Raw genomic sequence first — 12,106 nt, 5'->3', positions numbered from 1 at the left:
ATCTAAATAAACCCGCCCCCACCCAACGGTAAATCTCAATCTGCATTATTCCCGTATTTTATAAATAAAATAGGAAATAATTTGATTTGTATCGTAGGGGCGGGTTCACCACAAATCTCTGACTGTAATTCACGATCTAAATAAACCCGCCCCCACCCAACGGTAAATCTCAATCTGCATTATTCCCGTATTTTATAAATAAAATAGGAAATAATTTGATTTGTATCGTAGGGGCGGGTTCACCACAAATCTCTGACGGTAATTCATAATCTAAATAAACCCGCCCCCACCCAACGGTAAATCTCAATCTGCATTATTCCCGTATTTTATAAATAAAATAGGAAATAATTTGATTTGTATCGTAGGGGCGGGTTCACCACAAATCTCTGACTGTAATTCACGATCTAAATAAACCCGCCCCCCCCAACTCAATCTGCATTATTCCCGTATTTTATAAATAAAGGTTGATACAGGCTATTAGTTGGGTGGGGGCGGGTTTTTGAGATTGTCGGTTTTTGGCAATTATTGTTGGTGAACCCGCCCCTACAGGAACTTAACCTCGATTTCAATTTAACTTCACTGACTGACAGAGCCTTTCCCGAAAAACTTAGGCGGTGCTGCCATAGTGTAAACTTCGGTTTCAGCGGCGATTACCTGCCGTAAGTGACCGGGAACTTGCATCAACCCCAACAGTGTAATTCCGTCGAACATCCGCAACCCGCCGGTGGTTTTCTCGGCGAGTAATTTGTCAGTAACTTCTGGATCTGGTCGCGTATTTATTTCTTGATTAGAAGCTACGGCAAAACCCCAAGGAGCTCCATAAGTAGAAATAAAGCTGGTGCAGGATTGAACGTTGGAGAAAACAGATTTCAGGGTATTTACAATGCGAGCGTGCATTTTCATTTCTGCCGGAGAAACGGGGCCCGCTTGCACTACGAAATATCCGTTAGGTGACATTACGCTGCGAACTTTCTCAAAATACTCTTTGGTAAACAACTGGAAAGATGGGCCTTCTTCAATGGGATCGGACAAGTCAGAAATGACAATATCCCAATCATTGTCAGTTTTATCTAAATAGTCCAAAGCATCGCCGATTACTACTTCGCAGCGGGGGTCATCAAAGGCGTTTTGGTGCATTTCGGGCAGGTGTTCGCGGCAAGCTTCTACTACTTCGCCGTCAATGTCGATCATCACGACTTTTTCAACTGTTTTCCAGCGCAGCACTTCTCTAATTGTAGCTCCTTCTCCGCCGCCGAGAACTAGGACTTTTTTGGGTGAACCGTGACAAATCATGGCTGGGTGTACCAGGGGTTCGTGGTACAGAAACTCGTCGCCAGTACAAGATTGCCATTTGCCGTCCAAAACTAAGCCTTTGCCGTAGGTACCGGTCTGAACCACGTACATTTCTTGATAGGCTGTTTTCTTGTAAGCGAGCACCGCGATGATGCCGTGAACGTAAATATCCCAGGGGGTAATGTACTCGCTCATCCAAAAGTCTGCACGAACTTCGCTACCTGACATCAATTACTCTCCAAATATAAACTGCTGTGTCGATGTTGTCACAAGTAGTAGTTCTTATCACACAATGGTGCGGGTGTGTGAGTACGATCGACACATTAAATTGAGATTTTTCAGCAATGGTATAGTGTGATTGCGTTCTGGGAACTCGGAAGCGCCTTGGTACTTGAGATTGCTTGTGGGCGATCGCCCACCCAGTCGAGATCACTTTTCCCGTCGCCCCCGGTCGAGATCGCTCACATTTAATATTTCCCCTTTGCATTGCCCACGGGTTTTGTACAAAGGTTGTCTGAACCGGGCAATTTTTCGCACTGGGCCCGCCTTGATAAGTTTGCGATCGGCCTGCTTATTTATCAATAATCGGATGAAAACCCCGCAAATGCGAGAGCGGAGAATAAAAGTAGCGATCGGTTTTAACCCGATTTTTTATTAATATGTTGACATTTTGAATGTATCTTAGATAAAATTTTTAAATCCACCCAAACCCATAAAATATTGATTTTTTTTGATAATAATGCAGAGTCTATGTGCGACGACTTTATAACTAAGTAAAGGTGACAACTAAATTCTCTAATAAAAACGCTCTTAATCTGTGGCAGTATTTAAATTTTTTGTAAAAATAAAATTTTGTGGGGAGTAGGGTTTGGCGTTCCGCCCGCCCTGAATATACAATTTAAATGCGCTACAGCGTACACTATTTTTATTTTCAAAACAATAGCCTATGGAACCAACCGACTGGGAAAAAAGAATCAAAAAGCTGGAAAATGAAAATCTAATTTTGCGTAAACAACTAGAAAATTCGGAAACTGAACGCAGCCAATCAGAAGCCCTTAATAAAAAAAAAGAATCTTTGCTAAAAATACTAACTGAGGATTTTAGAGATTCCGAAAAAAAGTTAAAAGCAAGAATATCTACACTCGAAACAGCTCTGAATAACCAGCAAACCATGCAGCTCAAATTAATTGAAGCAGAAAAAATGTCGGCTTTAGGCATTTTGGTAGCTGGTATTGCCCACGAAATCAATAATCCCGTTAACTTCATCTACGGCAATATTACCTATGTCAATGACTACGCAGCCGACATTTTAAAATTGCTCGCAATGTACCAGGATCGTTATCCCGAAACAGATGCAGAGATTGAAGAATTTCTAGAAAAAATTGACATCGACTTTCTGCGCGAAGATTTGTTGAAAACTCTTTCGTCAATGAAACTTGGCTCCGAGCGCATCCGCGAGATTGTGTTGACTTTACGCAACTTTGCGCGGGTAGATGAAGCTGAAAAAAAACCAGTTAACATTCACGAAGGCATTGACAGCACTTTGTTGATATTGCAACATTTAACCAAAGAACAACCAGGTCATTCGGCTATAAAATTTATTAAAAGTTATGGAGATTTGCCCAAGGTGGAGTGTTATGCTGGGCAATTAAATCAGGTGTTTATGAACATCATTAATAATGCTGTTGATGCCCTGCGGGAGCGAGAACAAAAATCTTCACTAGACGAGCTCGAAGCTAACCCTGTCCAGATGACAATTACTACTTCTATTATTGCAGATAATTGGGCAAGAATTAGCATCAAAGATAATGGTCTGGGAATGAAGGAATCTGTAAAAGCGAAAATTTTCGATCCGTTTTTTACCACCAAACCAGTTGGGCACGGGACGGGTTTGGGATTGTCAATTAGCTATCAGATTGTTGTGGACAAACACGGCGGGAGGTTAGAGTGCATCTCCGCAATTGGAGAAGGGACTGAATTGGCGATCGAGATTCCGATCGCCAATTCCCGCAGCTAAGATCGATCGATCGAGCTAAACTGAGGGATAATGAAAACTCCCTTTGACCGCGGCTCCTCCTAGTTTGATGTGCAACCCTATGTCTACTGTCACTTTTGGTTTGTCAACCCCTATAGCGGCAGAAGCCGGGGCATCCTACGGCAGCAGCGAACCGCCCCAGCGCCCCACCGTGCAAGCAGAGTGGATCGAGGTATTGGTGGACTCTCCTTACAGGGTTGCGGGGGATTCGCCTGGGGAGGAAAATAAGTTATTTACCTATCGTTTACCTGCGGAACTTACCGTGCAACCAGGGGATATCTTGAGTGTACCCTTTGGCAGTCAACAGGTAGGTGCGATCGCGATTCGGTTCATTTCTCAACTGCCACGCGACTTAGATCCCACAAGGGTTAAAGATGTCGAAGATGTTGTCAGTGCGGGTTTTTTCCCACCGACTTACTGGGAATTGCTCGATCGCACTGCCACCTATTATTGCACACCTTTAATTCAAGTAATTAGAGCCTCACTGCCGCCCGGTTTGTTAAGCCGTTCCGTGCGCCGAATTCGCTTAATTAAGGACGCAATTTCTCCGAATGCCGAAACATTTCTCAATCCCGCCGCCAGTCAAATTTTGCAGTTGCTGCAAGCTCAAAAAAACCGCGATTACACTTGGCAATACCTCCAGCGACAAGTCAAGGGAAGTTATCGAGGATTGAAAGATTTATTGAAACGCGGTTGGGTAGAAAGTTATTTAGAACCTCCCAATCCTCCCAAACCACAACTCAAACCGGCAGTGACATTAATTGCTAGTGCATTTGTCACAGATTTAACCAAGCGCCAACAAGAAGTATTGGAAGTTTTGCGGCGCGGCGGCGGTGAAATGTGGCTGAACGATTTATTGAGAATTTGCAGCGCGAGTTCTTCTGTTGTCAAAAATTTGGAACAAAAAGGTAGCGTTGTAATTGACCAAAGGGAAGTGCTCAGGGGCGATCGCGGAATTTCTCAATTGCCCGATGCACCGAAGACTTTAACTCATTTTCAAGCTGAAGCTTTAGCGTTTATTAACTCTTTTTCGGGATTCCGTCAAGTGCTGCTGCACGGCGTTACAGGTTCCGGGAAAACCGAAGTGTATTTGCAGGCGATCGCCCCAATCTTAGCCAGCGGCAAATCCGCCCTCGTACTCGTTCCCGAAATCGGTTTGACACCGCAACTTACAGACAGATTCCGCGCCCGTTTTGGCGAGCAAATTTGCGTTTACCACAGCGCCCTATCCGACGGCGAACGTTACGATACATGGCGTCAGATGCTGACTGGAACCCCGCAAATTGTCATCGGCACGCGATCGGCCATTTTCGCACCTTTACCTCACCTCGGCTTAATTATCCTCGATGAAGAACACGACAGCAGCTTCAAACAAGACCAACCAGCCCCCTGCTACCACGCCCGCACCGTTGCCAAATGGCGCGCCGAATTAGAAAATTGTCCCTTAATTTTAGGTTCTGCAACGCCAGCATTAGAGACTTTTGTCGGGACGCGCCGAGATTATTACTCGTTACCAAATATCCATTATTTATCATTGCCCGATCGCATTTATTCCCGCCCGATGCCGCCTGTGGAAATAGTCGATATGCGCCAAGAATTGCGGCAAGGAAACCGCTCAATTTTCAGCGCTTCCCTGCAAAACGGGCTGGAACAATTGCAAGCAAGACAACAGCAAGGTATCCTGTTTATTCACAGAAGAGGACACAGTACCTTTGTCTCTTGTCGGAGTTGCGGCTATGTGATGGAATGCCCGAATTGCGATGTTTCCCTGTCTTATCACCACGTCGGCGAAGGAACAGCAGAAGTGTTGCGGTGTCACTACTGCAATCACACCGAACGACACCCCCAAAATTGCCCGGAATGCAGTTCTCCTTACTTCAAAAACTTTGGTAGTGGCACTCAGCGAGTCGAACAGGAATTAACGAGATTGTTTCCAGAATTGCGGGCAATTCGGTTTGACAGCGATACGACTAAAAATAAGGGCGACCACCGCAGATTGTTAACGCAATTTGCTAACGGGGAAGCTGACATTTTGTTGGGTACGCAAATGCTGACGAAAGGGTTAGATTTAGCGGGAGTAACATTGGTGGGAGTTGTGTCTGCTGATGGGTTGCTGAACTTATCAGATTATCGGGCCAGCGAACGAGCTTTTCAAACATTAACTCAAGTCGCGGGCCGTGCGGGCAGAGGCGACGATCCGGGGCGGGTAATTATTCAAACTTACACTCCCGAACACCGGGTTATTCAAGCAGTTAGGCGGCACGAATATGCGGGTTTTGTGGAAACAGAATTAGCAGAAAGAGCGGCGCTGAATTATCCACCTTCGGGGCGGCTGATTTTGTTGCGGTTGAGCAGTGTAGATGCGGCGGAAGTTGCGGTGACGGCGGTACAATTGGCGTCTGTTTGTCAGGAGTATATTCAGCGATTGTCTGTACCGGGATGTGAGTTGTTGGGGCCTGCACCTGCGGCGATTATGCGGGTGGCAAATCGCTATCGGTGGCAGATTTTGCTGAAGTTGCCTTTGGATGAGTCGGTGGATTTGTCGGATTTGATCGGGTTGCGCGATCGCACGCCGCGTTCTGTTAGTTTAATTATTGATGTCGATCCGTTGAATTTTGGTTGAGGGTTATTGGTTGGGTGGGGGCTGGTTTGGGAGCATCTCATATTTGTAAAAATACTTCTTCTGGCTCCTTCCTTCTTCCTCTTTCCTTCTGCCTCCTGCCTCAAAACTCCTGCCTCAAAACTCCAATTTCTAGCGGAGGGCTGCAAAGGTGAGATGCTCCCGCTGGTTTTTGTATATTAGACTTCTCGATCGCCCAAACGGCATCTTAGCCACATTTCACACAAATTAAAAAAGGCGGCACCCAGATTTGAACTGGGGGTGGAGGTTTTGCAGACCTCTGCCTTACCACTTGGCTATGCCGCCGTTACGTCTGAAAATTGACGTTTTCTTATAGTACACCAAATCTCTATTATTTCAACATATTTGTCAAAAATTTCGTGAAGCGAAGCTTTCCCGTAGGGAATCGGCCTTTTTTCCCACACCCCCAAAACCCATCCGAGGCTATTCTATAACTACATCGATTGCCCGCAACACCAGCCATGACACCAGTATCTCCCCTACTCGTCGCCCAAATCACCGACACTCACTTGTTTGCAGAGCTCGATCGTACTTGGAAAGGCATCTCAACAACCCGCACCCTCGAAGCAGTTCTCGATCGCTTGCAACAGATACAGCCGCCGCCCGACTTACTCCTACTCACAGGCGACTTGTCGCAAGACGAAACACCCGAATCCTACCAGCGCCTCGTCTCCCTCATCGCCCCCCTCGGAATTCCCGCCTACTGGATACCTGGAAACCACGACAACATCCCAGTCATGGCAGAAATCTTAAATCAGTCGCCCCTTTCCCCAGAAAAATCATGGATGCTAGGAAACTGGCAATTTCTATTGCTTTCGAGTGTGGAAGCCGGATGCGACGGCGGGCGGCTTTCCCCAGAAAGCTTGAATTGGCTAGACTCTCAACTGCAACAAACCGGCGATCGACCTGTTATCATTGCCTTGCACCATCATCCTTTGCCGATCGACTGTGAAATCATGGATGGAATGATGCTGCACAATGCCGATGAATTTTTCGCAATTGTCGATCGATATCCTCAAATCAAAATCGTTCTTTGCGGCCACATTCACCAAGAATTTCAACAACAGCGGGGATCAGTTACCTACTTGGGGACACCCAGCACCTGCCTCCAACTTTTACCCAAAAGCCATCCGATTATAGTTGACAAAATCCCGCCGGGATTTAGATTGCTTGAATTGGCGATCGACGGTACTTGGAACACCAGAGTTGAGCGAGTTGCTGCCCAATCGCCACTAACTTAATATTTTTTAGTCTGCCTAAAATTATTAGTATCAAATTTACATTATCTTGTCAATACATCAACAGATAGATTTTTTTTACCAGCCCCATCTTTTATGATATTTATTAACCATAGATTGCAGACATACGTAAACTAGCGAGCTACGAACATAAATGTCGATCGCAATTTGACAAAACAGGAAAAACTAAATATATGTCTGAACTAAATGGCGTCATGATGCAGTATTTCCACTGGTACAGCCCCGACGATGGCAGCCTGTGGAATCAGCTAGCGAAATCTGCAAAAGATTTAGCCAAAATCGGCGTTACATCCCTTTGGTTGCCACCAGCCTATAAAGGAACTGGCGGCGGCATGGATGTGGGTTACGGCGTCTACGACTTATTCGATTTAGGCGAGTTCGACCAAAAAGGGTCGGTACGCACGAAATACGGCACAAAAGATGAGTATTTGGCCGCGATTAAAGCTGCACAAGATGCTGGAATTCGGATTTATGCCGATGTTGTCTTCAACCACAAATTAGGTGCCGATGCAGAAGAAGAAGCCGAAGCCACACCCTTCAATCCCGACAACCGGAATGACACCGTAGGCGAATATCAAAAAATCAAAGCTTGGACGCATTTTACTTTTCCAGGTCGCGATAAAAAATATTCCAGCATGGAGTGGCATTGGTGGCATTTTGACGCCATTGATTACAACGTTTACAACACAGAAACCCATGCCGTTTACCTGCTAAAAGGCAAAGAATTCGATCGAGGAGTAGACTTAGAAAAAGGCAACTTTGACTACCTCATGGGTTGCGATTTAGATATGGATCACCCAGAAGTCAGCGGGGAGTTAAAATACTGGGGTGAGTGGTATGTCGATACAACAAACGTTGACGGCTTTCGCTTTGATGCCGTCAAACACGTTAAAGCAGAATTTTTCCAAGAATGGTTGGAACACGTTCGTAACTATGCCCAACGCGACTTATTTGCAGTCGGCGAATATTGGTCTTACGAAGTGGAAGCTTTGCACTACTTCCTAGAAGCAACGGACGGTAAAGTCTCCTTATTTGACGCACCCCTCCACTACAACTTCCACGCTGCTAGCAAAGCCGGCAATAGCTACGATTTGCGAACAATTTTTGATAACACTCTCGTCCAACAGCAACCCGCCCTCGCCGTTACCTTGGTTGACAACCATGATTCCCAACCCTTACAATCCCTAGAATCAGTTGTCGAGGCTTGGTTTAAACCCCTTGCCTACGCTTTAATTCTGCTGCGGCGCGAAGGATATCCGTGCATTTTTTACCCGGACTATTACGGCGCTAACTATAAAGATACAGCAAATGATGGCAATGAATACGAGATTTGGTTAGACAAACATCAGTTTATTCTCGATAAATTCTTGTTAGCGCGCCAAACCTATTCCTACGGCAATCAGTACGATTACTTCGACCACGCCAACACTATTGGCTGGACGCGACTCGGAGATGAAGAACATCCGGGTGGCATGGCTGTCGTACTCAGTAACGGAGGCGATGGCACTAAGTTTATGGAAGTCGGACAGCCGAATCGAACTTATATTGACATCACCGAACACATCCAAGAACCAATCACAACTAATGACGATGGTTGGGCTGATTTTCGGTGTAACGCCGGTTCTGTTTCGGTCTGGGTGCCACAGCCGTAAGAACTGCGTTAAAAACTGACCTACTCCTCTGCCTAAAGTAGGGTGTGCACTGCACACCTTACCGCTATAATTAGTAAATTAAACCACTTTTTACTTTCATGATTTTGCTCACCAAAACTTTTTTGTAGTTAGGAGTTTAGTCCTCTATCGACTATTATCTTTATGCTATGCGATCGCGCAAAAAAAAATATTTATATAAAGAATTATGAAGCTTTCAGAAAAAGTTGCCGTTATTACCGGCGGTGGGTCGGGAATTGGTCGTGCAGCAGCAATTTTAATGGCTAAGGAAGGAGCAAAAGTTGCTATTATCGATCGGATTTTAGACACGGGGGAAGAAACCCTCCGCCAGTTGGTCAATGAAGGAGGCTGCGGGCTGGCTATTGCCGCAGATGTTGGAGATTCTGGGCAAATGCAAAAAGCGTTTCAAACAATTTTTGATGAATATCAAAGAATTGATATTTTGTTTGCAAATGCGGGTATTAACGGTGTATGGTCGCCGATAGAGGAGATAGAACCCGATGAGTGGGATAGGACAATTAACACCAACCTCAGAGGAACATTTTTGGCTGTTAAGTATGCTGTTCCTCATCTGAAAAAACAAGGAGGTTCAATTGTAATTACATCATCGATTAATGGTACCAGAAGCTTCAGGAAAGTTGGTGCCACGGCCTACGCTTGTTCAAAAGCTGCTCAAGTAGCCTTTGCAAAAATGCTGGCGCTAGAACTCGCAGCCTGCCAAATCCGAGTCAATGTGATCTGTCCGGGCGGGGTGCTAACTGCCATTGAAGAAAGCACCGTTAAGCGCCATCTCGATCGCATTCCAGTCGCGCCTGATTCCATTCAAGACATGATTCCTTTGACGGATAATACGGCAGGTTCTACCGAAGAAGTCGCCCAATTAGTGTTATTTCTGGTATCACATTCCTCCAGCTTTATCACAGGTACTGAAGTGTGGATTGATGGCGGCGGTTCTTTGATTTAAAATCTCTATAGCAGCAATTTAAAGAATCTTCCTACCAATTACCCATCTTCAATCGAAAATCTAAAATCGATTGACTGACTATCAAGCAATTTGGTCACAAGCCCCCGGATTTATCACGCGGCTCAATTTTTCAATCTAAAATCTAAAATCTAAAATCTAAAATCGATTGACTCTCCTTTGTTTAACAGCCGTTTGCAATGTCTGGGGCAACCAATTATCGTACTGAGGATAAACAGGCAAACGCTTTACGAGTTGCCATCCTGCTGCTGCTAAAATTTCTGTTAAAGTTTGGTGTTGCAGGTGAGGATAATCGGGATTAACTTCATCCCGCGGCCCGATTCCTCCTAAATCTCTAGCACCTGCTTCTAAACAAGCCAGCAATATGTCTGGTTGTGCAACTAAATTGGGCGGAATTTGTAGGGCAATTTCATCAGGTAAAATGCTGCGGGCGATCGCAATTACTTCGGGCATTTTTGTAGCATCAAAAACTTCACCGTCCCAACTTTGTTGATTTCCGGGACTGTGTGGCTGGAGGATAACTTCTTGAATGTGATTGTATCGCGAATGAATCCGGGCGATCGCCTCCAGCGTCTCAATCCAATCTGCCTTACTTTCCCCAATTCCCAGCAGCAAACCAGTTGTAAACGGAATCTTTAATTCCCCAGCCCATTCTAACTGTTGCAGCCGCAGCGCCGGCACTTTACTCGGTGCGTGCCTGTGAACCGTTTGTAACAAATGTGGGGTAAGCTGTTCTAGCATCAGCCCCATCGATACATTTACCTCTTTTAAGTGTGCCATCTCCTCAAAGCTGAGCGGCCCCACATTAGTATGCGGCAAAAATCCCAGAGCAAGTGCCAGTTCGCACAAATCGTAAATCCGCTGCAACCAAGCTTTTCGGCGTTGACTGTGAGGATGTACCTCGCCACTGAGGATGAGAATTTCAATTACACCTTGAGTTTGCAGCAAGTTGAGCTGTTTTTCGGCTTCTGCGAGTGTTAGCCAAGGACTTTGCAGGGGTTCTGCCCGAAAATTGCAATAGGTGCAGCGGTTAAAACACTCGTAAGTGGGAACGAGGGTATAAGCAGGGCTGTAGGTGACGGTGCGAGACATTCCTTGGGATTTTTATCGATCGGACTTACGCAACAACATATATCTGTGCAGTGCGAGTTTTGCGGTTGGCGATCGCAACCCTTCATCTATCTTAACACTGCCCCCGTCCCAAATCTCGTGGCCCCGGTAGATTATGAGTATTCTTCATTGGTGGGCGATCGTCCCAAAATTCCGCACTCTGCTTTTTAAAACCCCATACAGCAAGCATTCTGGCTTATTATCAGCGCAGCTTATGACACTCATAATAAAAACTGTTCTTAAAAGGCCTTTACAAACTGAAATAAAAGCTTTATGTTTATTTACATGGCGGAACACAAAGCCGTCACGAACATTGAAAACCAAATAAAGCAATCATAAACAAATGACAACAACCTTACAGCAGCGCGAAAGCGCCAACGTCTGGGAACGCTTTTGTGAGTGGGTCACAAGCACCGACAACCGCATTTATGTAGGTTGGTTCGGAGTCTTGATGATTCCTACCTTGCTCAGCGCCACCATTTGCTACATCATCGCCTTCATCGCTGCTCCTCCAGTGGACATCGACGGCATCCGCGAACCAGTAGCAGGTTCCTTGATGTACGGTAACAACATCATCACAGGTGCTGTTGTTCCTTCATCTAACGCGATCGGCTTGCACTTCTACCCAATCTGGGAAGCAGCTTCCTTAGACGAGTGGTTGTACAACGGCGGCCCTTACCAATTGGTAATTTTCCACTTCCTCATTGGCGTTTTCTGCTACATGGGTCGTGAATGGGAATTGTCCTACCGCTTAGGTATGCGTCCTTGGATCTGCGTCGCTTACTCTGCACCTGTTGCAGCAGCAACCGCAGTATTCTTGATCTACCCGATCGGACAAGGTTCGTTCTCTGACGGTATGCCCTTGGGTATCTCCGGTACATTCAACTTCATGATCGTGTTCCAAGCAGAGCACAACATCCTGATGCACCCCTTCCACATGTTGGGAGTTGCTGGTGTCTTCGGTGGTTCTTTGTTCTCCGCCATGCACGGTTCTCTCGTTACTTCCTCTTTGGTTCGTGAAACAACCGAAACCGAATCTCAAAACTACGGTTACAAATTCGGTCAAGAAGAAGAAACCTACAACATCGTTGCAGCCCACGGCTACTTCGGTCGTTT

General features: G+C 45.8%; 9 protein-coding genes and 1 tRNA gene. 6 read left to right on the top strand and 4 right to left on the bottom strand.

Annotation, left to right across the window (positions count from 1 at the left end):
* Positions 1-576 precede the first annotated feature (576 nt).
* Entirely contained in the window at positions 577-1,521 is a 945-nt protein-coding gene (locus tag QUB51_RS24630) for a fused MFS/spermidine synthase (protein ID WP_333054082.1), read from the bottom strand.
* Positions 1,511-1,780 carry a hypothetical protein gene (locus tag QUB51_RS24625; protein WP_333212769.1) on the bottom strand — a complete coding sequence of 90 codons (270 nt, stop codon included), beginning with the start codon at positions 1,778-1,780 and terminating at the stop codon, positions 1,511-1,513. The genes QUB51_RS24630 and QUB51_RS24625 overlap by 11 nt, the downstream gene beginning before the upstream one ends.
* Positions 1,781-2,239: 459 nt before the next feature.
* Between QUB51_RS24625 and QUB51_RS24620 the strand changes: the two genes are divergently transcribed.
* Both QUB51_RS24620 and priA read left to right on the top strand, forming a co-directional pair.
* Complete coding sequence (locus QUB51_RS24620; RefSeq protein WP_333054083.1) at positions 2,240-3,310, top strand: ATP-binding protein; 1,071 nt, start codon at positions 2,240-2,242, stop codon at positions 3,308-3,310.
* A gap of 79 nt (positions 3,311-3,389) precedes the next feature.
* On the top strand, positions 3,390-5,951 hold the full coding sequence (gene priA / locus QUB51_RS24615; RefSeq protein WP_333262710.1) for a primosomal protein N': 2,562 nt from the start codon (positions 3,390-3,392) through the stop codon (positions 5,949-5,951).
* A 232-nt stretch (positions 5,952-6,183) separates the two neighbouring features.
* On the opposite strand, the gene QUB51_RS24610 is transcribed toward priA, so the two are convergent.
* Positions 6,184-6,254 (bottom strand) — tRNA-Cys (locus QUB51_RS24610).
* Positions 6,255-6,430: 176 nt separating this feature from the next.
* Between QUB51_RS24610 and cpdA the strand changes: the two genes are divergently transcribed.
* The 3 genes from cpdA (at position 6,431) to QUB51_RS24595 (ending at position 9,862) form a co-directional block, all read left to right on the top strand.
* On the top strand, positions 6,431-7,210 hold the full coding sequence (cpdA, locus tag QUB51_RS24605; protein WP_333054085.1) for a 3',5'-cyclic-AMP phosphodiesterase: 780 nt from the start codon (positions 6,431-6,433) through the stop codon (positions 7,208-7,210).
* Positions 7,211-7,401: 191 nt separating this feature from the next.
* Complete coding sequence (locus tag QUB51_RS24600; RefSeq protein WP_333262707.1) at positions 7,402-8,880, top strand: alpha-amylase; 1,479 nt, start codon at positions 7,402-7,404, stop codon at positions 8,878-8,880.
* A gap of 205 nt (positions 8,881-9,085) precedes the next feature.
* Positions 9,086-9,862, top strand: coding sequence for an SDR family NAD(P)-dependent oxidoreductase (locus QUB51_RS24595; protein ID WP_333054087.1), 777 nt, complete (start codon positions 9,086-9,088; stop codon positions 9,860-9,862).
* A gap of 156 nt (positions 9,863-10,018) precedes the next feature.
* Here the strand turns inward: QUB51_RS24595 and cofG are convergent, their stop codons facing one another.
* On the bottom strand, positions 10,019-10,972 hold the full coding sequence (gene cofG / locus QUB51_RS24590) for a 7,8-didemethyl-8-hydroxy-5-deazariboflavin synthase subunit CofG (protein ID WP_333054088.1): 954 nt from the start codon (positions 10,970-10,972) through the stop codon (positions 10,019-10,021).
* Between the two features lie 361 nt (positions 10,973-11,333).
* On the opposite strand from cofG, the gene QUB51_RS24585 reads away from it, so the two are divergent.
* Positions 11,334-12,106 (top strand): photosystem II q(b) protein (locus QUB51_RS24585; protein WP_333393099.1); only part of this gene is annotated, 773 nt, incomplete at its 3' end.

Source organism: Microcoleus sp. AT8-A3, assembly GCF_036705675.1.
GTDB lineage: Bacteria > Cyanobacteriota > Cyanobacteriia > Cyanobacteriales > Microcoleaceae > Microcoleus.
The sequence above is the reverse complement of the archived record's forward strand: the minus strand, read 5'-3'. Positions and strand labels throughout refer to the sequence as shown.